The sequence below is a fragment of the Salipiger abyssi genome (genome assembly GCF_001975705.1).
GTDB classification, from domain to species: Bacteria; Pseudomonadota; Alphaproteobacteria; order Rhodobacterales; family Rhodobacteraceae; genus Salipiger; species Salipiger abyssi.
In genome coordinates this window covers 2914997-2934922 of record NZ_CP015093.1, presented here as the reverse complement: position 1 = coordinate 2934922, position 19926 = coordinate 2914997, and the positions used below count along the sequence as shown (strand labels likewise).

Annotated in this window: 21 protein-coding genes; 10 read left to right on the top strand and 11 right to left on the bottom strand. The window is 66.1% G+C overall.

Annotated elements, in window-relative coordinates:
• Positions 1–343: 343 nt before the first annotated feature.
• The 7 genes from Ga0080574_RS17820 to Ga0080574_RS17790 all read right to left on the bottom strand — a co-directional run bounded on the left by Ga0080574_RS17820 (position 344) and on the right by Ga0080574_RS17790 (position 6693).
• Complete coding sequence (locus Ga0080574_RS17820) at positions 344–808, bottom strand: MarR family winged helix-turn-helix transcriptional regulator (protein ID WP_076702831.1); 465 nt, start codon at positions 806–808, stop codon at positions 344–346.
• A gap of 66 nt (positions 809–874) precedes the next feature.
• The gene (locus Ga0080574_RS26270) at positions 875–1183 is read right to left on the bottom strand and encodes an antibiotic biosynthesis monooxygenase family protein (protein WP_076702829.1); all 309 of its coding nucleotides are present in this window, start codon (positions 1181–1183) and stop codon (positions 875–877) included.
• Positions 1180–2754 (bottom strand): sugar ABC transporter ATP-binding protein, encoded by a 1575-nt coding sequence (locus tag Ga0080574_RS17810; protein WP_076702827.1) that lies wholly within the window; start codon positions 2752–2754, stop codon positions 1180–1182. Before Ga0080574_RS17810 ends, Ga0080574_RS26270 begins: the two co-directional genes overlap by 4 nt.
• A 55-nt stretch (positions 2755–2809) precedes the next feature.
• The gene (locus Ga0080574_RS17805) at positions 2810–3913 is read right to left on the bottom strand and encodes a sugar ABC transporter substrate-binding protein (RefSeq protein ID WP_083716884.1); all 1104 of its coding nucleotides are present in this window, start codon (positions 3911–3913) and stop codon (positions 2810–2812) included.
• Positions 3914–3957: 44 nt separating this feature from the next.
• On the bottom strand, positions 3958–4962 hold the full coding sequence (locus tag Ga0080574_RS17800) for an ABC transporter permease (protein WP_076702823.1): 1005 nt from the start codon (positions 4960–4962) through the stop codon (positions 3958–3960).
• A 28-nt stretch (positions 4963–4990) separates the two neighbouring features.
• Positions 4991–5788, bottom strand: coding sequence for an SDR family NAD(P)-dependent oxidoreductase (locus tag Ga0080574_RS17795; RefSeq protein WP_076702821.1), 798 nt, complete (start codon positions 5786–5788; stop codon positions 4991–4993).
• A 26-nt stretch (positions 5789–5814) separates the two neighbouring features.
• The gene (locus Ga0080574_RS17790; RefSeq protein WP_076702819.1) at positions 5815–6693 is read right to left on the bottom strand and encodes a sugar phosphate isomerase/epimerase family protein; all 879 of its coding nucleotides are present in this window, start codon (positions 6691–6693) and stop codon (positions 5815–5817) included.
• A gap of 204 nt (positions 6694–6897) precedes the next feature.
• On the opposite strand from Ga0080574_RS17790, the gene Ga0080574_RS17785 reads away from it, so the two are divergent.
• Genes Ga0080574_RS17785 through Ga0080574_RS17775 form a run of 3 tightly spaced genes read left to right on the top strand, consistent with a single transcriptional unit; the run spans position 6898 to position 9116 of the window.
• A complete protein-coding gene (locus Ga0080574_RS17785) occupies positions 6898–7743 on the top strand; it encodes a polysaccharide deacetylase family protein (RefSeq protein WP_076702817.1) in 846 nt (281 codons plus the stop codon).
• A gap of 54 nt (positions 7744–7797) precedes the next feature.
• Positions 7798–8274, top strand: a complete 477-nt coding sequence (locus tag Ga0080574_RS17780) for a DoxX family protein (RefSeq protein WP_076702815.1) — start codon at positions 7798–7800, stop codon at positions 8272–8274.
• A gap of 50 nt (positions 8275–8324) precedes the next feature.
• On the top strand, positions 8325–9116 hold the full coding sequence (locus Ga0080574_RS17775; protein ID WP_076702812.1) for an SDR family NAD(P)-dependent oxidoreductase: 792 nt from the start codon (positions 8325–8327) through the stop codon (positions 9114–9116).
• 47 nt (positions 9117–9163) lie between these two features.
• On the opposite strand, the gene Ga0080574_RS17770 is transcribed toward Ga0080574_RS17775, so the two are convergent.
• Entirely contained in the window at positions 9164–9580 is a 417-nt protein-coding gene (locus Ga0080574_RS17770) for a c-type cytochrome (RefSeq protein ID WP_076702810.1), read from the bottom strand.
• 135 nt (positions 9581–9715) lie between these two features.
• Here Ga0080574_RS17770 and Ga0080574_RS17765 point away from each other — a divergent pair, with 135 nt between their 5' ends.
• Complete coding sequence (locus tag Ga0080574_RS17765) at positions 9716–10150, top strand: DMT family transporter (protein WP_076702808.1); 435 nt, start codon at positions 9716–9718, stop codon at positions 10148–10150.
• Positions 10151–10164: 14 nt separating this feature from the next.
• On the opposite strand, the gene Ga0080574_RS17760 is transcribed toward Ga0080574_RS17765, so the two are convergent.
• Together Ga0080574_RS17760 and Ga0080574_RS17755 are read right to left on the bottom strand one after the other, a co-directional pair.
• A complete protein-coding gene (locus tag Ga0080574_RS17760) occupies positions 10165–10848 on the bottom strand; it encodes an ABC transporter ATP-binding protein (RefSeq protein WP_076702806.1) in 684 nt (227 codons plus the stop codon).
• Positions 10841–12127, bottom strand: a complete 1287-nt coding sequence (locus Ga0080574_RS17755) for a lipoprotein-releasing ABC transporter permease subunit (protein ID WP_076702803.1) — start codon at positions 12125–12127, stop codon at positions 10841–10843. Before Ga0080574_RS17755 ends, Ga0080574_RS17760 begins: the two co-directional genes overlap by 8 nt.
• A gap of 445 nt (positions 12128–12572) precedes the next feature.
• Here Ga0080574_RS17755 and Ga0080574_RS17750 point away from each other — a divergent pair, with 445 nt between their 5' ends.
• The 3 genes from Ga0080574_RS17750 to Ga0080574_RS17740 all read left to right on the top strand — a co-directional run bounded on the left by Ga0080574_RS17750 (position 12573) and on the right by Ga0080574_RS17740 (position 14366).
• Positions 12573–12902 (top strand): DnaJ family domain-containing protein, encoded by a 330-nt coding sequence (locus Ga0080574_RS17750; protein WP_076702801.1) that lies wholly within the window; start codon positions 12573–12575, stop codon positions 12900–12902.
• Between the two features lie 63 nt (positions 12903–12965).
• Positions 12966–14081, top strand: coding sequence for a pyridoxal phosphate-dependent aminotransferase (locus tag Ga0080574_RS17745; RefSeq protein WP_076702799.1), 1116 nt, complete (start codon positions 12966–12968; stop codon positions 14079–14081).
• 96 nt (positions 14082–14177) lie between these two features.
• Positions 14178–14366 (top strand): histidinol phosphate aminotransferase, encoded by a 189-nt coding sequence (locus Ga0080574_RS17740; RefSeq protein WP_076702797.1) that lies wholly within the window; start codon positions 14178–14180, stop codon positions 14364–14366.
• A 318-nt stretch (positions 14367–14684) separates the two neighbouring features.
• Here the strand turns inward: Ga0080574_RS17740 and Ga0080574_RS17735 are convergent, their stop codons facing one another.
• Complete coding sequence (locus Ga0080574_RS17735; protein ID WP_076702795.1) at positions 14685–15881, bottom strand: pyridoxal-phosphate-dependent aminotransferase family protein; 1197 nt, start codon at positions 15879–15881, stop codon at positions 14685–14687.
• 154 nt (positions 15882–16035) lie between these two features.
• On the opposite strand from Ga0080574_RS17735, the gene Ga0080574_RS17730 reads away from it, so the two are divergent.
• The 3 genes from Ga0080574_RS17730 (at position 16036) to Ga0080574_RS17720 (ending at position 19871) form a co-directional block, all read left to right on the top strand.
• Positions 16036–17232: an IS256 family transposase gene (locus tag Ga0080574_RS17730; RefSeq protein WP_076695235.1), complete on the top strand. Its 1197-nt coding sequence runs from the start codon at positions 16036–16038 to the stop codon at positions 17230–17232.
• A 198-nt stretch (positions 17233–17430) separates the two neighbouring features.
• The gene (locus tag Ga0080574_RS17725; protein WP_076702793.1) at positions 17431–18126 is read left to right on the top strand and encodes a fused DSP-PTPase phosphatase/NAD kinase-like protein; all 696 of its coding nucleotides are present in this window, start codon (positions 17431–17433) and stop codon (positions 18124–18126) included.
• A complete protein-coding gene (locus tag Ga0080574_RS17720) occupies positions 18123–19871 on the top strand; it encodes an ABC transporter ATP-binding protein (RefSeq protein ID WP_076702791.1) in 1749 nt (582 codons plus the stop codon). The genes Ga0080574_RS17725 and Ga0080574_RS17720 overlap by 4 nt, the downstream gene beginning before the upstream one ends.
• Positions 19872–19926: the final 55 nt, after the last annotated feature.

Here is a 19926-nt window from a genome sequence, read left to right as displayed (position 1 = left end):
GCCCGCAAAGCGCCACCGGTTCGGCGGAGGCACAATTGACAGAAGATCCTGCAAGCTTCGTAGCCTAACGAAGATGTTCGCAGAGAGAACCCGTGTCAAGCATCGGTCGGGCACATGCCCCCTGCCCTCGCACCGCTGTGCTCAGGACGTCTTGCATCGTGGCGGCCCGACATGGAACGACGCGGCCATTCCACCCGTCGCGCACATTCCGACGGCTGACCGAGCAGGCCGCGGGCGATAGGTTCGTTAGGCAAATAAATTCATTCAGAGTCGCAGAAGGCCCATCCGCCACCTTCGCCGGATCGGTTTCGGTGACCCCAAGCCGAACCGGTCGGGAAAGCCTTCAGATCTCGGGTGCGGCGCCGGCGTCCTCGGCCTGCTCGACAAAGCGCCCGCAGGCGGCACGCAAGACGCGCATGCAGGTTTCCACATCCTCCTCGGGCAACCCCGCGAGCGAAAAGGCGTTTACCTCGATGGCCTGTGCCAGACAGATGGATTCGAGCTGCCGCCCCGCCTTGGTCAGAAAGATGATGTTCTTGCGCTGATCCGTGGGATGCCGGTCTCGCACCACATAGCCGTGCTCTGCCAGGCTGCGCAGCGCCGCCACGATGCTGGGCGCGGCCACCCCCGCGCGCTGCGAGATCTCGGCCTGCGAGATGCCGTCCTGAATCCACAGCACCCGCAGCGCGTACCACTGCCCCAGAGAGACCCCGAGAGGCGCGATCCGCCGGCCGAGCTCGCGCTGGAAATAGCGGTTCACATCGCGGATCAGGTGACCGAAGCTCCGGTCGGGGGGCAGGCTGTTCATCGGGCGCAGGTCCAGTCGCAATAACCGCAGGGCCGGAACGAAGCCGGCCCTGCAAACGCAGAAACTTTAGGGCATACCTGCCTCAGAGACTACGTAATCGCAATGCGACGCGGCGACACCGCCGTCGATTGCCTCTCCGATGAGCCCGAATAGCGTCTCATAGGCCGGCGATTTCTGGAACTTCTCGGTGTGGTCCTCGACGCTGTCCCATTTCACCAGGCAGAAGAAGGTCTGCGGGTTCTCCTTGGAGCGCACGACCTCGATCCCGTGGCAGCCCGGCGCGGCCTGAAACAGCGGCAATGCCGCCGTCATCCCGTCCGCAAACACGCTCTCTGACCCCGGTTTCGTCCGGATCTCGACCAGTTCCAAAATCATGACAGTCCCTCTGCTTCCAGTTTCCGGGGGAGACCCGGGCCCGATACGGCTCCGGCGTCTTTGGTGGAGTTCATCATCACGAGCAGGTTGTGCTCGGTCATCTCGGCACCGCTCAGCTCTCCGGCGAGCCTGCCATCGACAAACACGCCGATGCGGTCGGCCAGGTCGATGATCTCGCCCGGGTCGCTGGAATAGACGAGCACGACAAGCCCCGCCTGCGCCAGATGCCGGACGATGCGGTGAATCTCGAGCCGCGCATGGATGTCGATGCCCCGGGTCGGATCGTCGAGCAGCAACAGCGTCGGCTGCGCCTCCAGCCATTTGGCAAACACCACCTTCTGCTGATTGCCGCCGGACAGTTCGGAGACCGTCTGCTCCACCGTGGCGAGCTTCACCCCGAGCTGGGCACAGCGCTTCTGCGCCAGCGCCACGGTCTGCGCCCGGTCGAGCACGATGCCGTCGCGGCCCTGGGCGAGGGACCGCACGCTGACGACGTTTTCCGCGATGGACTGGCGCTGCATCAGGCTCAGCGCCTTGCGGTCGGCGGGCAGATAGGCAACGCCCGCCTTCACCGCTGCCGCCGGGTCGGGCTGCATCGAGGCGCCCGAGGGCAGACGGACCCGGCCCGCAGCCGGTTTCTGCACGCCGAACAGGATCTCGAAGAGATCCGACACGCCGGACCCAACGAGCCCTGAGACCCCATAGACCTCGCCCGCCTTTACCTCGAGCGCCTCGACAGCAAAGCCCGACGTGCCGCGCAGATCCGAGATCACCAGCGGCCCGCCCTCGGGAAAGCTGTAGCCCTCCAGCGCGTGGTCTGACTCGTCCTCGGTCTCGGGATCGGCCAGCGGGTCGTCGCCCAGCATCGCCGCCACCAGGGCGGGCAGGCTGTCGGGATCCTTCAGGTCCGGCGAGGCCACGCGCTGCCCGTTGCGCAGCACCACCGCCTCGTCGCAGACGTCGATAAGGTCTTCCAGAAAATGCGTGACATAGACGATACCCACGCCCAGATCGCGCAGCCGCCGCAGCTGGTCGTGCAGGCGCTTGACCTCGCTGGTATGCAGCGACGAGGTGGGCTCGTCGAGGATCAGCACGCGCGGGCTTTGCAGCAGCGCGCGGGCGATCTCGACCAGTTGCCGCTCGCCGAGGCTGAGCCCTTCCAGACGGCGGCCCAGATCGTAGTCGAAACCGAGTTCGCTCAGGATTTTGCGGGCCTCCTTGCGGAAGGCGGACCGCGACGGCCAGGAGCGTTGCCCCTTGAGCATGCGCAGGTTTTCCTCGACCGAGAGCGAGGAGAACAGGCTCAGCTCCTGCGAGACGATGGCGATGCCCTCGCGCAGCGCATCGGCGGTGGAGCCGAACTGGACGGGGTGGCCGTCGATGGTCAGCTCGCCGGCGGAGGGCCGGATGGCGCCAGCGATGATCTGAAGGAGCGTCGATTTGCCCGCCCCGTTCATCCCGGCCAGGCCGATGATTTCACCCGGTCGCAGCTCGAAACCGACATTGTCGAGCGCCACGGTCGCGCCATAGGTCTTGCCGATGCCGCGCGCGCTAAAGATCTCACGGGTCATGATGCCTCCGACAGATAGGGGAAGGCGGCGCCACCGAAGCGGCGCCGCCGGAATGTCACTGCGCGCCGCCGTTATAGTCGCTGGTCGGCGGCAGGCCGGTCAGCGGCAACGCGCGGGTGGTGGTGATCTCGGGATCGTAGAATTCGCGCAGCCCGGCGCCGTTGTCGTCCCAGGCAGCGATGTATGCGCCGATATTCTCCTGATCGACCACCTTATAGGGCACATGCAGCCAGCCCGTCGGGAAGGGCTGTTCCTCGTCCATCAGCGCCTTGGCCGTCGCCCAGACCGCGACATAGCCCTCGGTGAACCGGTTCGACGAGACAAGGCCCGTAACCTCTCCATCCAGCACCGCCTGCCGCGCGATCTCGGGGTTGTCGTAATAGACCTGCGGCACGTCAATGCCGTCATCCACCCGGATCTTCTGGATGTTCTTGTTCGCGTCCTCGCAAGGGTCGGTATAGAACAGCGCGTCGGGGTATTTCTGGATCGCCTGGTTCCACGACGCATAGCTCTGCGTCAAATCCAGCTTGGAGTCGAAGGGCGGCAGGAAGGTCGCGTTCGGGATCTTTTCCGACACCGCCGCCTCGACCGCATGCATGCGCCGGGTCAAAACCGGCAGCCCCGGGACGCAGAGCCCCTGCACAATCTCGCCCGACAGCTCCGAGGCCGGTTTGCCGTGTTTCTCTTCCAGCGCGTCAACGATCAGGTTGGCCCCGGCCTCGCCCACCGCGTAGGGGTCGCTGCCCACGAAGAACGCGTTCTCCACCTCATTCGGCGGCGCCGAGACGATCCAGGTGATCGGCACGCCGCGCTCGGCCAGAATGGCGGCAGGCTCGATCATCGCGCCCGGTGCGACATTGGACAGGATGATGGCATCGGTGCCGCGCTCGACCTCGCTCAGCGTCACCTGCGCCTGTTTCGCCAGCTCGAACCCAGCCGGCCCCTGCACGCGCAGGGTGATCTTGTCCTCTCCGATATCGGCCACTGCGGCGCGCGCGCCGGCCTCCACCTCCGAGGCCCATTCCTGAACCGTCAGGATCTGGATCAGTGAAATCGTCACCTTGTCCTGCGCCTGGGCCGCCCCGGCGGTTGCCGACAATGCCGCCAGCGCCGCGATGGTGCCCTTCCTCAGGGTCGTCTTTGCAGTTCGAATAGACATGAGCTCCTCCCTCTCATTCAGTCGTTTGCGAAATTTGTCCGCGATCAGGATGTCTTGCGCCGCTTGGCCAGCCGGTCGAGACCGATGGCCACGACGATCACGACACCGGTCACGAATTGCGAATAATCCGGGTCGATGCCGTAAAAGACGATGCCGCTGTCGATCAGCGTGATGATGAGCGCGCCGAGCGCGGCCCCCAGGATCGTGCCCGAACCCCCCGCCAGAGACGTGCCGCCGATCACCACCGCCGCAATCACGCGCAGCTCGATCCCGGCACCGATGGTGGGCTCCGAGGCCTTGAAGAAGGCGAGTGTAAGCACCCCCGAAAGCGCCGCGAGGAAGCCAACGAAGGCGGTGGTCAGCACCCGTGTCCGCGCCACCTTGATGCCCAGGAACTTCGCCGCCGCCGTATTCGAGCCGATGGCCCGGACCTGCGCGCCGTAGCGCGTCCGCCAGAGTACGAAATGCAGCACGATGCCGGTGGCGATGGTGATCCAGACCGTCATCGGCAGGCCGAAATGATTGCCCCCGATGATCTGGAAGAACGAGTGATCGCGCGGCATGCCGAACACCGCGAGCCCGCCCGAGATGATCAGGTTGAGCCCGAAGAACACCGACAGCGTGCCCAGCGAAACGATGATCAGCGGCACGCCGAGCAGCACCGACAGCAGCCCGTTGACCAGCCCCAGCAGCGTGCCGGCCAAGAGCGCGACGCAGACCGCCGCCCAGGGGTCGACGCCGGCCTTGATCAGCAGCGCCATCGACATGCCCGCCACCGCATAGATCCCGCTGATCGACAGGTCGATCTCGACCATGGCGACCAGAAACACCATGCCGAAGGCAATGATCGCGACAAAGGCGGTCTGGCGCAACGTGGCCTCGATCGAGCCGGGGTTGAAGAATTCCGGATGCGGGATGCCGATGAGCAGCACCAGAAAGACAAAGCCCAAAAGCAGACCGGCCTCGTCGAACCGTGTCAGCCGCGCGAAAAGCGACGGGCCGCCTGTCTTCGCATCCGGGGTAAGCTTGGATACGGCTTCTTGTGACATTGTTTTGGCTCCTCCCAGACGCCGGATTTCAGATTGTTTTCACCGAGCCGGCATCGACGGTCAGCGCCAGCCCCGAGAGCGATCCGCCCTGTTTGGAGGCGGCAAAGCAGATGGTCGCGGCAATCTCCTCGGGCAGCACCATGCGACCGGTCGTCATGCCGAACATCTGCGGAATGATCTCGTCGCGCAGGGTGTCGACATCGACGCCCTGTTCCGCCGCCATCATCTCGAACGCGCCGCCCTTGCGGGTCCAGTGCGGCGTCAGAACCGCGCCCGGCGAGACCGCGACGACCCGCACGCCCTGCGGATTGAATTCCTCCGACAGCCCCTTGGTGAAATTCAGCGTCGCCGCCTTGAAGGCGCTGTAATCGACAAGGCTCGGCACCGGCGTGGTGCCGAGGGTCGAGGCCAGGTTGACGATGACCCCCTTCGACTCGATCAGATGCGGCATGGCCGCCCGCGAGGCGCGCACATTCGACAGAAAGTTGGTGCGGAAGGTGAAATCCCAATCCTCATCACTGACATCGAGAAACCCGCCGCGAAAGATCGTGACGCCCAGGTTGTTGATCAGGATGTCGAGCTTGCCGAAGCGCTCCACGGCGGTCTCGACCAGACGTTCGGGGTTGCCCGGCTGCGACAGGTCCAGCTCCAGAACCTGCACCGACCCGTCGGCCATCAGCTCTTCATAAGCGCTGTCGATCTGGATATCGCCCATCAGCACCTTGGCGCCGGCCTGGGTCAGCTCCTTGATGGTCGCCCAGCCGATGCCGCCCTTGCGCCCGCCGCCGCTGAGAACGGCGACCTTTCCCTCAAGACCAAGATCCATGTTTCTCCTCCACTTGAATGCCGCCGTCAGGCGGCGATGTGATGTTTTTTCAGCAGCACGCGGGTCGCATCGGCGCAGAGCTCCGCCGCCTGCTGCGCCGGCAGGGTGTCGAGCGCCGACGAAAAGATCTCCGGGCCGAAATCACTCGCGCCAAGCCGTGTTACCGACGCCATGAAATCGTCGAGCGGCAGCGCCCCCTGCCCTGGTGCGCAGCGATATTGCAGACAATCGTCGAGCAGGTTGACGCCCCGGATCCGCAGCGCGGCATCGGCGAGCTGCACCGCATAGAGCTTGCCCGCCGGGATCTCGCCCATCAGCGCAAGGTCGGGGTCGCCGCGATAGAAGTGCCAGCTGTCGAGCACGAAACCGCCATTCGATGCCCCCGCCGCCGCGACGATATCCAGCGCCGTGCGCAGGGTCGGAATCCCCCAGAACGGAATAAACTCCAGCCCCACGCGCAGGCCGCGCCGGGCGGCGCGGTCGCAAAGGCTGCCGAAGCGGTCCACGAGCTCCTGCATCGGAATGGTCGCGTGATCGAAACTGCCGACCGCCAGAAGCGAGGTCGCGCCGAGCGTCTCTGCCATCTCGAAGGCGATATCGAGGTCGTGGTCGAGGAAATCCCTCAGCTCCGGCGCGCGCGGCGGATAGCGGACGGGCAGCCAGCCGGTGACCGCATCCACCCAAGAAACCCGCAGGCCGTGGTCTTTGACGATTTCGGCGACCTCTGCGCCCGAGAGACCCTCCGACAGCGCCGCGACATAGGTTGCCGAGTTGACCGCGATACAGGAATACCCGGCCGCCGATGCCGCTGCGATCTGCTCGCGCAGCGGATATCCCCGCACGCAGGCCGGCCACAGGGTCAGGTCATAACCTGCCCGGCGCCGGACCTCTCCGGTTCTGGCCATCCTGTTCTCCTCCCAGAGCATTTATCATTAGGATAGTAATGAACTAGATAGACGCTAGATGCGGGACCATAGATGAGTCAATAGTGTAGATATCAAATTTTTCCTATTCTGTTCATTTATCAGTGGATTGACAGATAGATCCGTGCTCCATAATAGTTCCACCTTATCGTTAGTTGCTAAACGAATAAAATGGGAGGAAGACCGATGTCAGCAGGATACTGGCCCGACGGCGCCCGCCTGGTCATTTCGGTTTCGATGCAGTTCGAGGCCGGCGCGCAGCCCGACAAGGCGCCCTACAGCCCCTTTGCCGAGATGGACCGGGAGACCGTCAACATCGCGACCGGCAAATGGTTCGATTACGGTGTGAAAGAGGGGCTGCCCCGGCTTCTGGACCTTTGGGACCGCAAGGGGATCAAGGTGACATCGCACATGGTTGGCCAGGCGGTGGAGCGTCATCCCGAGATCGCCCGCGAGATCGTCGAACGCGGCCACGAGGCGGCGGCGCACGGGCACACCTGGGAGCCTCACTGGCGGATGAGCCCCGACGAGGAGCGCGCCTCCTACAGCCGCAACATCGCGGCAATCGAATCCGCCACCGGCACGCGGCCCGTGGGCTTCAACGCCTTTGCGCTGCGCAACAGCCTCAACACGCTGAGCATTCTGAAATCGCTGGGCTTTCTCTACTATATCGACGACACCAGCCGCGACGAGCCCTTTACCGTCGAGGTCGATGGCGGGCGCTTCGGCGTCGTCCCCTACACCCGCCGCAACAACGATATCGACCGGTTCCATATGCTCTCGCTCTCGGGCGCAGCGTTCGGGTCGGATCTGCGCGACGAGTTCGACATGCTCTATGCCGAGGCCGAAACCCGCCGCAGGCTGATGTCGGTCAGCGTGCATGACCGCATCGGCGGCCAGCCCGGCATCGCCAAGGTCGTCAGCGATTTTGTCGATTATGCGCAGGGGCATCCCGGCGTCGTCTTCATGCGCAAGGACGAGATCGCCTGCTGGGCGCTCGAACAGGCCGACACACCGCATGAAACGGCCTGAGCCGGCCCCCGCGAAACAGGGCCGACAGGCGTCTCAATAACAGCCGGAACCGTCATGGACATCACAGCCTCACCGTCGCTTTTTCAATTTGCCGAAACATCCTTCCCCGCGATTTTTGCGATCTGGGCGCTGGTGTTGCGGGTCTGGGTCGGCGTGGTCCTGGTGCTTTACGCACTCCGGGCCAGCTTCCAGTTTTTCCCCAATACCGGCATGCCGGTCCAGACCGTCGCGGGAACGGCGGCCTATATGGAGAAATTCGGCTGGAAGCCGGGGATGTTCTGGGCCTGGCTCTCGACGGTGAACAATCTGGTGGGCGGCGCCCTGCTGGCGCTCGGCCTGTTCACCCGGCCCGTCGCGCTAACCTGCGCGGCGCTGCTGTTCCTGTCCGCAATCCACCACATCAAGGACGGGTTCTTTTCGAACCAGAACGGGTTCGAGCACTACGCGCTCTGGGGCTTCTGCGCGCTGTTCTTCGTCTTCTACGGCGGCGGCCCCGTCTCACTCGACCGGCTGATCTGGCCGCTGTTCTAGCCCGCCCGGTCGCCATCACCACACATTCGCTGCATTGGGAGGAGAATGAAATGTCACAGGAATTTCAGGGGAAGACCGTGATCGTCACAGGTGCCGGATCCGGCATCGGGCTCGCCACCGCCACACGCTTTGTCGAGGAGGGCGCGCAGGTGATTGCCGGGGATCTCGATGTCTCGGCCGTGTCTGGCCTGTCCGGCCCCGGCAGCGTCACCGGCGTCGAGGTCGACCTGCGCGGCGATGGCGGAGAGCGGCTGGCGCAGGCGGCGCTCGACGCTTATGGCAAGATCGACGTGCTTGTCTGCTGCGCCGGCGTGGCGCCCACCCGCACGGGGCTGAGCGATACCGGCGACAAGGACGTGATGAACACCTTCGACGTCAACGTGCTGGGCGTGCTGCGCTGCGCGCGGGCGGCGGTGCCGCATATGGCCAAGGCGGGCAAGGGCTCGGTCGTGGCCATCGCATCGGATTTCGGCCGCATGCCCGAGCCGCTGTTCTACGACTACTGCATGTCCAAGGCGGCGGTCCTGAGCTTCATGAAATCGCTGTCGATCGAGTTCGGCCCGCAGGGCGTGCGCGCCAACTGCGTCTCGCCCGGCGCGACACGCACGCCGATCTGGGAGAAGCCCGGCGGCTTCATCGACCTGCTTGCCGAGATGTATGGCGGCATGGAACGCGACAAGGTCATCGACCATTTCGCAAAGGAGCACAAGAAATTCGCGCTCCAGCGCATCGGCGAGCCCGAAGAAGTGGCCGAGGTGGTGCTGTTCCTGACCTCCGACCGCGCCAGCTTTGTCACCGGCTCGGATTACTGGGTCAATGGCGGCTCGATGCCGGTCTACTGACAGGGTTGCGGCGGCCACCATCCGGAGGCCGCCGCGTCCAGCCCCGCTCAGCGGGTCTGCTGGATCGATTCGAGATATTCGAGCAGCGCCACCAGCTTGCGCGGCGTCGGCGTCATGGTGCCGTCGCCGGTATCGAGCGGCACCAGATCGCCCTCGAGCAGTTCGCCGAATTCCGGCATGCCCGGCCCGTCGAGATCCGAGCGCGCATAGCCGTCGATCGTCGACAGCACCTTGGCGCGCGGGAAACGGTCGCCGTGGCGCAGCGAAATCAGCGTGAGGTTCTTGGGGGGCGTGGTCGTGGCGCGCGCCATCTCGCCATCCCCCTTGCCGTCCGCGCCATGGCAGACAGCACAATACTCCATGTAGAGGCCCCGCCCGTCGCTCGCCTGCGGCATTTCATTGGGCACGCAGGCCGCGATGCCCAGCGCCGCGCCAAGCCATGCTCCGATCAGCAGCCGTGTCATGCCAGTCTCTCCCTGCTTTGCCTTCGGCCCCCTGTCTCGCCCGGCCCGCGCCACAGATCAAGCCCCCGTGACGTTCTGGGGATGACACCGTTTCCCCAGCTTGCCATTGTGCCCGCGAACCGGAGAGGAGAGCCCATGCCCATTCACGCGCTGACCATGCTTGCCGCCGGCATTGCGGTGCCCATCCTGGCCGCGCTGAATGCCCGGCTCGGAACCTATATCGGCTCGCCCGCCGCCGCCGCGGTGATCCTGTTCTGCATTGCGCTGGTGGCCGCTACGGTGACACTGGTCACGCTCGATCCGCGCCCCATCGCCCGGGCCGTGGACGCGCCGAGGCACCTCTTCCTGGCCGGCATCCTGATCGCCTTCTACGTATTGAGCATCACCTTCGTCGCGCCGCATTTCGGTGTCGGGCGGGCGATCTTCTTCGTGCTGATCGGCCAGCTTATCAGCGCCGGGGTGATCGACCATTTCGGCTTGTTCGGCGCCCGCGTCGTCCCCTTCACGCTCAATCGCGCGGGCGGAATCGGGCTGATGGCGCTCGGGGTCTGGCTGGCGCAGCGCGGCTGAGCTCAGATCTGCGTTCAGGCGGGGACCAGCCGTCCCTCATCGAGCCTTACGCGCCGGTCCATCCGGCCCGCCAACTCCAGGTTGTGCGTCGCGATCACCGCAGACAGCCCGGTGTCGCGCACCAGGCTCATGAGCGCACCGAACACCGTATCCGAGGTCGCCGGGTCGAGATTGCCCGTGGGCTCGTCGGCCAGAAGCAGCTTTGGCGCGTTCGCCATAGCGCGGCAGAAAGCCACACGCTGCTGCTCGCCGCCCGAAAGCGCCGCCGGGCGGTGTGCCGCGCGACCGTCCACGCCGACGCTGCGCAGAAGCGCCAGCCCGCGCTCCTCGGCGGATTTTCGCGCGACGCCATTGGCAAGCTGCGGCAGCGCCACGTTCTCGAGCGCGGTGAATTCCGGCAGCAGGTGGTGGAACTGATAGACGAAGCCCACCTCCTGCCGGCGCACGACGGTGCGGCGCCGGTCCGAGCGGCCGCCCAGCACCTCGCCGGCGATGGCGACCTCGCCCGCATCGGCGGTATCCAGCAGTCCGGCGATATGCAGCAGCGTCGACTTGCCCGCCCCGGAGGGCGCCACCAGCGCCACCACCTCACCGCGCCCGACCTCCAGATCGGCGCCGCGCAGCACCGTGACCTCGTTGGGTTTGCCGGCGTTGTAGCGCTTTTCGATGCCCGTGAGGCGCAGGACCGTATCACTCATAGCGCAGCGCCTCCACCGGGTTCATCCGCGCCGCGCGACGGGCGGGAAAGATCGTGACGACAAAGCTCAGCCCCAGCGACAGCGCCATCGCGCTCAGCACGTCGTCCAGTTGCAGCTTGGCGGGCAGCGAATAGATGCCGCGCACCGCCGGATCCCAGACCCCGCCCCCCGCGAGATAGTTCACGAAGGAAAAGATCGGGTCGATATAGATCGCGAAGAGACAGCCCAGCACCACGCCCAGCAACGTGCCGATCACCCCGGTGAAGGCGCCGCAGATGAAGAACACCCGCAGCACAGAGCCCTCGGTCAGCCCCATGGTGCGCAGGATGCCGATATCGCCACCCTTGTTCTTCACCAGCATGATCAGCCCCGAGACGATGTTCATCGTGGCGATCAGCACCAGCACCGAGAGGATGACGAACATCACGTTGTCCTCCACCTCCAGCGCCCGCAGGAAGGCGCCGCTGGCATCCTGCCAGGTCCAGATCAGCGCGCCCTCGCCCGCCGCGATCTGCACCGGCACGGCGACCTGCTCGACATTCTCGGGATCGGCGGTCATCACCTCCAGCTCGTCGGCGACGCCCTCGCGGTTGAAATAGAGCTGCGCCTCGGAGAACGGCATATAGACCCGGGTGCGGTCGATATCGTAGCGCCCGGCGGTGAAGACATAGACCACCTCATAGACCTTGACGCGCGGCGAGACGCCAAAGGCTGTCTTCACCCCGTCGGGCGAGATCAGCTTGATCTGGTCGCCGACGCCCAGCCCCAGCTCGCGCGCCACGCCCGAGCCGATGGCAAGCCCCTCGTCGAAGCGGTCGAGCGAGCCGCGCCCGGTCTCGGGATCGGCAACGCGCGGGATCGCGGCGAGATCGGCGCCGTCGATGCCGAACACCTCGACCCCGGCATTGCGCCCGTTGGCATTGGCCATGACCTGCCCCTTGACCAGCGGCGCCACGCGGCTCACCCCCGGCACCTCGGCCACCCGCTCGGCGCGCTCGCGGAAATCCGGGAAGGTGCGCACGGTGCGGCCGAACTCGTCCTCGCGCTGGCCGGCATAGACGGTGACATGGGCATTGGCGCCGAGGATCGTGTCGACGAACTCCGCCCGGAAGCCCGAGCGCACCGCCAGCGTGGCGATGAGCGCGAAGACCGCGAGGGTGATGCCGATGAGGCTGATCCAGGTCATCACGCTGACGCCGCCCTCGGCGCGCCGGGCGCGCAGATAGCGCCAGGCGATCATCCATTCGAAACGGGCGAAGGGGGGCGGTGTGCTGGCCATTCGACGGGCGCCTTTGTGATTGCCGCTGCTCGCGCGAGAACCTGACCGTTCCGCCCGGTGCGGTCAAGGCAGGAAGCCGTGATTGCCGGCAGCTTGCTGCCGGGGCATGGGGTGGCGATCTGAAGGTCATGGGCTTCGTGGCGGCCGCAACTGCCGCCAAAGCGCCGCACCGTCGCGAGCCGCGCCATCGCCGGCCCGTGGGTTGGCGATCCGACTTACGAACCTCTCGATTTATCCCGGCCAAATCCGAATGACCTCGACACGCAGCGCTGTCGTCACCATATCGCCAGCCCGCCCGAACGGGCCGGCGATGGCGCGGCGCCCTTCGGGCTTGTTCCGCGCCCGGGCGCACTGTTTGGGCGCTGCAAGAGCGCGCTCCTCGTCACAAACAAGATGAGCGCTCCAAACCATTGATGCCTCAATTCGACCGCCCTAACCTCTCCCCATGTCACGCTGGGCCCGACTCACCGAACAGCAGATCCGCAAGGCCGAAGCCGAGGGCAAGCTCACGGGCCTCGCCGGCGAAGGCAAACCGCTGCCCGACCGGCCGGGCGATGCCATGCTCGACGCGGGCGAAGCGGTGGGGTTCCGCATGATGGCTGAGGCCGGGGCGCTCCCGGAAGAGCTCCGGTTGAAGGCCCAGCTCGACGCCGTGCGCGCGGCCTGGCAGGCGACAGAGGAACCGGCGAAGAAAAAGCGCCTGATGGCGCAGCTCGCGGATCTTCAGATGCGCCACGAGATCGCCCGCGACGCGCGCCGCAAATTCCTGCGCTAAGCGTCGAATTGACGCTGCATTTTTCTTGACCGGGCTGGCCGGCGAGGCGTAAAGGCCCCGTCCATGATCGGACCGCGCTTTCCTGACCTCATCTCCCGCCTGCCCGCCACCGTGCCCTTTGTCGGCCCGGAAGAGCATGAGCGCGCCGCCGGCATCCGGTTCCGCGCCCGGCTCGGCGCCAACGAGAATGTCTTCGGCCCCTCGCCCCGCGCGCTGGAGGCGCTGCACAGCGCCGATGCGGAGATCTGGAAATATGCCGATCCCAGCCATTTCGATCTGAAGGCCGAGCTCTCGGCCCGGCTCGGCTGCACGCCCGGCAATATCGTTTTCGGCGAGGGCATCGACGGCTGTCTCGGCTATCTGGTGCGGCTGCTGGTGGAACCGGGCGACGCGGTGGTGACCTCCGACGGCGCCTACCCGACCTTCAGCTACCATGTGAACGCCTATGGCGGTGCGCTGCACAAGGTGCCCTATCGCGACGATGCCGAGGATATCGCGGCGCTTTTCGCCAAAGCCGCCGAGGTCGATGCCAAGATCGTCTATCTCGCCAATCCCGACAACCCGATGGGCAGCTGGTACGCTAGCGCCGATATCGAGGCGGCGCTCGACACGCTGCCCGACGGCACGGTTCTGGCGCTGGACGAGGCCTATATCGAGTTCGCCCCCGAGGGCACCGCGCCCAATATCGACCCCGAGGATCCCCGGGTGATCCGCTTCCGCACCTTCTCCAAGGCCTATGGCATGGCGGGCGCGCGGGTGGGGTATGCGGTGGGCGCCCAGCCGCTGATCGGCGCCTTCGACAAGGTGCGCAACCATTTCGCCATGAACCGCGCGGCCCAGGCCGGCGTATTGGCGGCGCTGCGCGACGATGCCTGGCTGGCAGAGATCCGCGACAGGGTCGGCGCGGCACGCTCGCGGATCGTGGAGATCGCGGCGGAGAACGGTCTGAGCTGCCTGCCGAGCGCGACGAATTTCGTCGCGGTGGATTGCGGCCACGACGGCGATTTCGCCCGAGCGGTACTGAAGGCGCTGGTGGCGCGCGGGGTCTTTGTGCGCATGCCCTTCGTCGCGCCGCAGGACCGCTGCCTGCGGATCAGCGCGGGCACCGGGGCAGAGCTCGACATCCTCGCCGAAGAACTGCCCAAGGCGCTGGCAGAGGCCTCCGAACCCGCCACCTGAGCGCGCGGCGCACGCAAAGGTGAGCTTCGGACGGGTGAGCCGGGCGCAGGCTGTGCTAACCTGCGCCAAGAGCCGCTGCCGAGAGGATGCCCCGCAATGGACGACCGCACCCGCCAGCCCGCGCCGGATTTCACCACCCCCGCGCTGGTGTTTCTGTTCATCAACATGCTGTGGATTTTCGGTGTGCTCTGGGTGCAGTGGGGGCTGGACGCCGTGCTGCTGGCGGGGCTGGTGGTGAATCACCTGATCACCCGGCTGGAGCGGCGTCTGACGCGGCGGGGATAGGTGCGCGGTGGGCAGATTGCCCACTCAACCTTGGGTGAGGAGCCGCGCCATCGCCGGCCCGTGGGGTGGCGAGCCAAGCTCCGAGCCTCTCGATTTATCCCGGCCAAGTCCGAAAGACCTCGACACTTTGCGCCGATGTCAACAAATCGCCAGCCCGGGGGACGGGCCGGCGATGGCGCGCCTCTCGGCGTTTGCTTGCAAACGCCTGCCGGCAACACATCGCTTTGCGATGTGTGAGAGGCGGCCTTCGGCCTTGTCCCGCGCCTAGGTAACGTTCAACCGTAGGGTGGGCAATCTGCCCACCGCCCCGCGCAAAGCTCAGGCCGCGCCGATCACCTCCGCCGCCGCTGCGACACCGCCGCGCCCGTGCGGGATGCCCAGCGACTTCAAACCCGCCTCCACAACGCCCAGCAACCCCAGCACCATATGCGCGTTCACATGGCCCATATGGCCGATGCGGAAAAAGCCGGTGCCCATCGGATCCTCGGGCTCCGACATGCCGAGCCCGATGCCCAGCGTCACCCCCGCCCGCTTGTCCGTCCATTCCCGCAGCTGCGCGCCATAGGGCGCGCCCAGCCGCAGCGCAGTGACCGCGTGCGAGCGCTGCGCCGGATCGGCGATGTTCATCTCCAGCGGGCCCTCCGCGCCCCAGACATCCGCAGCCGCCCAGATCGCCCGGGCCAGCGTCGCGTGGCGCGACCAGATCGCCTCCATCCCCTCGGCGCGGATCATGTCGAGCGAGGCGCGCAGCCCGTAAAGGTGATGCGTCGGCGCCGTCCCGCCGAAATACTGGTAGAAGAATTCCGGCTCGGCGCGCGGCACCCAGTCCCAGTAGCGGCTGACCCGCTTCATCTCGGCCCGCCGCGCCGCCGCGCGGTCGTTGAAGAACACGAAACTCATCCCCGGCGGCACCATCAGCCCCTTCTGCGAGCCGGTCACCGCCACATCGGCCCCCCACTCGTCCATCAGGAACCGGTCACAGCCCATGGAGGCGATGCAATCGGCCATCAGCAGCGCCGGGTGACCCGCCGCGTCGATCGCCGCGCGCACCGCCGCCACGTCGTTGCGCACCGAGGTCGCGGTGTCCACATGGCTCATCAGCACCGCCTTGATCCGGTGCGCCTTGTCGGCAGTGAGCGCCTCTTCGACGCGCGCCGGATCGAGCGGCGATTTCCGCCCGAAATCAATAAGCTGCACCTCGAGACCCAGCCCCGTGGCGACATCCGCCCAGCCATGGCCAAAGCGCCCAGTGGCCGCCACCAGCACGGTGTCGCCCTCGCTCGCCACGTTCGACAGCGACGCCTCCCAGGCGCCGTGGCCGTTTGTGGTATAGATCGTCGCATGACCCTCGGTCTGCGCCACGTATTTCAGATCCGGCACCAGCCCGCGCACCATCTCGACCAGCTCGCCCTCGTAGATATTGGGCGAGGCCCGGTGCATGGCGCGCAGCACCGCGTCGGGCATGACAGAGGGGCCGGGAATGGCCAGATACGGGCGACCATGGGCAAGCGACATCGATTTTCTGGTAGTGTCCCAACGCTTGGTGTAGGAGGCCGCGCGCGGAGCCCCCAGCGTAGCGCAGCGCGCGGCCGGGTGTGACGCTGGCGGCCACCGCCGATCTTCGAGAAGGTTCGGGTTGCGAGACCTTGAACCAAGAACGGAGATGACGATGACCGATGACAGAATGACGCTGATTGAGCTGGTTGCGAAGCAGGCCGATGGCGATCTCGTGCGCGAGATGCTGGCCTTCGCGGCCGAGCGGATCATGGAAGTGGAGGTCGAGGCGCGAACCGGTGCCGCGAAGGGCGCTCGCTCTCCCCTGCGGGAGGTTCAGCGAAACGGTTACCGGGACCGCGACTGGGACACTCGTGCCGGTCGGATCGCGCTGGAAATCCCGCGGCTGAGAAAGGGGAGCTACCTGCCCAGCTTCCTGGAGCCGCGACGGACTGCTGAGAAGGCGCTGGTGGCGGTGATCCAGGAGGCTTACGTCCACGGGGTCTCGACGCGCTCCGTAGACGATCTGGTGAAGGCGATGGGCGCTGGCGGCATGTCGAAGAGCCAAGTCAGTCGCCTTTGTGTCGAAATCGACGAGCGGGTGAATGCATTCCTCTCCCGGCCGCTCGAAGGCGCCTGGCCCTATCTCTGGCTCGACGCGACCTACGTGAAAGTGCGCGAGAGCGGGCGGATCATCAGCCGCGCCGTGATAATAGCGGTAGCTGTGAACGAGGACGGCAAGCGCGAAGTTCTCGGCGTCGCCACCGGTCCATCCGAAGCAGAAACGTTCTGGACCGACTTCCTGCGCTCTCTCGCCGACCGTGGCCTGCGCGGCGTGAAGCTGGTGGTCTCCGATGACCACAAGGGGCTGCGGGCTGCCGCGCGGCGGGTGTTCGACGCGACGCACCAGCGCTGTCGCGTTCACTGGATGAGAAACGCGCTTGCCCATGCTCCGACCAAGCAGCGCACGGCCGTGGCGGCAATGCTGAAGACGATCTTCGCCCAGGAAAACAAGGCGGATGCCGAAGCCCAGTGGGAGGTCGTGGCTGACGCGCTGCGCGAGAAGCAGGCGCGGCTCGGCGCCCTCATGGACGCCTCGCGCGACGACGTCCTCGCCTACATGGATTTTCCACGTGAGCATTGGGCCCAGATCGCGTCGACGAACCCACTGGAGCGGGTGAACCGGGAGATCAAGCGCAGGTCTGACGTCATCGGCATCTTCCCGAACGACGAGGCCATCGTCCGTCTCGTCGGCGCGCTGATGCTCGAGACCAATGACGAATGGACGGTTGCGCGGAGATACATGTCGCTTGAAAGCCTGGCGCGTGTCACCGACACTACAACCGTCAGGCTGTCCGCCGTGGCGACCTGATCAGCCTTGAACCTCTCCGAAGGTCGGCGCTCTTACACCATCTCTCGGGGCACTACCGATTTTCTCCGTGAATGCGCCCCTTGAAATGGCGGCACGGCGGCCAACCTAACCAGCGATGCGGTGGCGTCAATGCGGCGCTATGCTTGCCTTGACGGAACAGGCCCACTAAACCCCCCGCCAGATCAACGGGACGGCACAATGCTCGCGCAGCTCTGGGAAAAGATCGAAACGGCCGAACGGCGGTTTCGCCGGTCTTTCGGCAAGGATATCTCGTCGCCCGGGGCCCGGGCGCTGTCGACCCTGCATTACAATCTCTTCGATCACGCCTGGCTGCGCAGCGTCTGGACGAATTTCTGGCAGATCGCGCCGGGGGTCTGGCGCTCCAACCAGCCCACGCATCGCCGGTTCAAGAAATACGCCCGCATGGGCATCAAGACGGTGATCACCCTGCGCGGCGAAGAGAAATACTCGCATTACCTCTTTGAAAAGGAGAGCTGCGAGAAACTCGGGCTGACACTGCTGCATGCCAAGCTCTGGGCGCGCATGGCGCCCAAGCGCGAGCGCATCCTCACCCTGATCGAGACCATGCGCACGGCGGAGCGTCCGATGATGTTCCACTGCAAGTCCGGCGCCGACCGCGCCGGGTTCGCCTCCGCCGTCTATCTGATGGTGTTCGAGGGCGTGCCGGTGGAAGAGGCACGCAAGCAGCTCGGGCTGAAATACATCCATCTGGAATTCACCCGCACCGGCATTCAGGGCTATATTCTCGACGTCTACGCGGCGCGCAACCGCCGCGATCCGATCCCATTCGAGCAGTGGATCGCCACCGAATATAACAGCAAACCGGTTCAGGCCGGTTTCGACGCCCGCCGCCCGCCGGAGGAACTGGCGTGACCGACACGCCCAAGAAACCCCGCGGGCTGTTTCTCTGGCTCTGGTGGACCTATCTCTGGCCCTACCGGCTGCTGCTGGTGGTGGCGCTGGTCTTCATGAGCGTCGAGGGCGCCATGTTCGGGCTGCTCAGCTACATGATGAAGCCGATGTTCGACAATGTCTTTGTCGGCGGCAACGCGGATGCGCTGTGGTGGGTCGGGCTGGTGATCTTTGCCAGCTTCATGATCCGGGCGCTGGCAAGCATCGCGCAGAAGGTGCTGATGACGCAGGTCTCCGAGCGCACCGTGGGCGATATCCGCAACGACCTGCTCAGGCATCTGATGACGCTCGACGGCAGTTTCCACCAGGCCTACGGGCCGGGCTACCTGATGCAGCGGGTCGAGGGCGATGTCGGCCAGATCAGCAAGGTCTGGCGCATCATCATCACCGGCGCCGGGCGCGACGTGATTGCGCTCATCTCGCTTTTCGGCGTGGCGCTGGGGATCGACTGGCGCTGGACGCTGGTGGCGCTGGTCGGCGCGCCGCTGATGGTGCTGCCGTCGATCCTGGTGCAGCGCTATGTGCGCGGCAATGCCCGCCACGCCCGCGATATCGCCGCCAGGCTCTCCACCCGGCTCAACGAGGTGTTTCACGGCATCGTGCCGGTCAAGCTCAACCGGCTGGAGGAGTATCAGGCGGCGCGCTATCGCAAGCTCACCGACAAGCGCATCAATGCCGAGACCCGCGCCGCGCTGGGGCAAAGCTCGATTCCCGGGCTGATCGACATCATGTCGGGCATCGGCTTCATGGGGGTGCTCTTCTATGGCGGCGGCGAGATCCTCGCCGGATCCAAGACCGTCGGCGATTTCATGGCCTTCTTCACCGCCATCGCGCTGGCTTTCGAACCGCTGCGCCGGCTGGGCGCCGTGAGCGGCAACTGGCAGATCGCCGCCGCCTCCATCGAGCGGTTGAAGGAGCTGCTCGACATGGTGCCGGCGCTGCGCGACCCCGAGACGCCGCAGCCGGCGCCGCAGGGCGTGCCCGGCGTGCTGCTGGACGACGTGCATCTGGCCTATGGCGAGGCGCCGGTGCTGCGCGGCGCCAGCCTGGTCGCCGAGCCCGGCAAGACCACTGCGCTGGTGGGCGCTTCGGGTGCGGGCAAATCCACCGTCTTCAACGTGCTGACCCGGCTCGCCGAGCCCGAAAGCGGCCGCGTCGAGATCGGCGGCGTGCCGGTGGCGATGATGCGACTCGGCGATCTGCGCGGGCTGTTCTCGGTGGTCAGTCAGGAGGCGCTGCTTTTCGACGAATCGCTGCGCGAGAACATCCTGCTGGGGCGGAAAGATGTCTCGGAAGAGCAGTTGGACAAGGTGCTGAAAGCCGCGCATGTGGCGGATTTCCTGCCCCGGCTCGAAGGCGGGCTCGACGCGCCGGTGGGGCCGCGCGGCTCGGCGCTTTCGGGCGGGCAGCGCCAGCGCGTCGCCATCGCCCGCGCGCTGCTGCGCGACACCCCGATTCTGCTGCTCGACGAGGCGACCTCGGCGCTCGACGCGCAATCCGAGGCGGTGGTGCAGCAGGCGCTGGAGCGCCTCGCCGAGGGCCGCACCACGCTGGTCATCGCGCACCGGCTCTCGACCGTGCGCCATGCAGACAAGATCGTGGTGATGGATCAGGGCCGCGTCGTCGAAGAGGGCACGCATGACGACCTGCTTGCCCGCAACGGCGCCTATGCGCGGCTTCATGCCATGCAGTTCACCGAAAGCTGATCCCGGCCCCTCGCAACCCCGCGCCCATACCGTTACATAGCGGGAGACAGACGGG

Bases quoted from the DNA above. Each gene is read 5' to 3' on its own strand.
- Ga0080574_RS17820 (WP_076702831.1), bottom strand. From the start codon at position 808: ATGAACAGCCTGCCCCCCGACCGGAGCTTCGGTCACCTGATCCGCGAT.
- Ga0080574_RS26270 (WP_076702829.1), bottom strand. From the start codon at position 1,183: ATGATTTTGGAACTGGTCGAGATCCGGACGAAACCGGGGTCAGAGAGC.
- Ga0080574_RS17810 (WP_076702827.1), bottom strand. From the start codon at position 2,754: ATGACCCGTGAGATCTTTAGCGCGCGCGGCATCGGCAAGACCTATGGC.
- Ga0080574_RS17805 (WP_083716884.1), bottom strand. From the start codon at position 3,913: ATGTCTATTCGAACTGCAAAGACGACCCTGAGGAAGGGCACCATCGCG.
- Ga0080574_RS17800 (WP_076702823.1), bottom strand. From the start codon at position 4,962: ATGTCACAAGAAGCCGTATCCAAGCTTACCCCGGATGCGAAGACAGGC.
- Ga0080574_RS17795 (WP_076702821.1), bottom strand. From the start codon at position 5,788: ATGGATCTTGGTCTTGAGGGAAAGGTCGCCGTTCTCAGCGGCGGCGGG.
- Ga0080574_RS17790 (WP_076702819.1), bottom strand. From the start codon at position 6,693: ATGGCCAGAACCGGAGAGGTCCGGCGCCGGGCAGGTTATGACCTGACC.
- Ga0080574_RS17785 (WP_076702817.1), top strand. From the start codon at position 6,898: ATGTCAGCAGGATACTGGCCCGACGGCGCCCGCCTGGTCATTTCGGTT.
- Ga0080574_RS17780 (WP_076702815.1), top strand. From the start codon at position 7,798: ATGGACATCACAGCCTCACCGTCGCTTTTTCAATTTGCCGAAACATCC.
- Ga0080574_RS17775 (WP_076702812.1), top strand. From the start codon at position 8,325: ATGTCACAGGAATTTCAGGGGAAGACCGTGATCGTCACAGGTGCCGGA.
- Ga0080574_RS17770 (WP_076702810.1), bottom strand. From the start codon at position 9,580: ATGACACGGCTGCTGATCGGAGCATGGCTTGGCGCGGCGCTGGGCATC.
- Ga0080574_RS17765 (WP_076702808.1), top strand. From the start codon at position 9,716: ATGCCCATTCACGCGCTGACCATGCTTGCCGCCGGCATTGCGGTGCCC.
- Ga0080574_RS17760 (WP_076702806.1), bottom strand. From the start codon at position 10,848: ATGAGTGATACGGTCCTGCGCCTCACGGGCATCGAAAAGCGCTACAAC.
- Ga0080574_RS17755 (WP_076702803.1), bottom strand. From the start codon at position 12,127: ATGGCCAGCACACCGCCCCCCTTCGCCCGTTTCGAATGGATGATCGCC.
- Ga0080574_RS17750 (WP_076702801.1), top strand. From the start codon at position 12,573: ATGTCACGCTGGGCCCGACTCACCGAACAGCAGATCCGCAAGGCCGAA.
- Ga0080574_RS17745 (WP_076702799.1), top strand. From the start codon at position 12,966: ATGATCGGACCGCGCTTTCCTGACCTCATCTCCCGCCTGCCCGCCACC.
- Ga0080574_RS17740 (WP_076702797.1), top strand. From the start codon at position 14,178: ATGGACGACCGCACCCGCCAGCCCGCGCCGGATTTCACCACCCCCGCG.
- Ga0080574_RS17735 (WP_076702795.1), bottom strand. From the start codon at position 15,881: ATGTCGCTTGCCCATGGTCGCCCGTATCTGGCCATTCCCGGCCCCTCT.
- Ga0080574_RS17730 (WP_076695235.1), top strand. From the start codon at position 16,036: ATGACCGATGACAGAATGACGCTGATTGAGCTGGTTGCGAAGCAGGCC.
- Ga0080574_RS17725 (WP_076702793.1), top strand. From the start codon at position 17,431: ATGCTCGCGCAGCTCTGGGAAAAGATCGAAACGGCCGAACGGCGGTTT.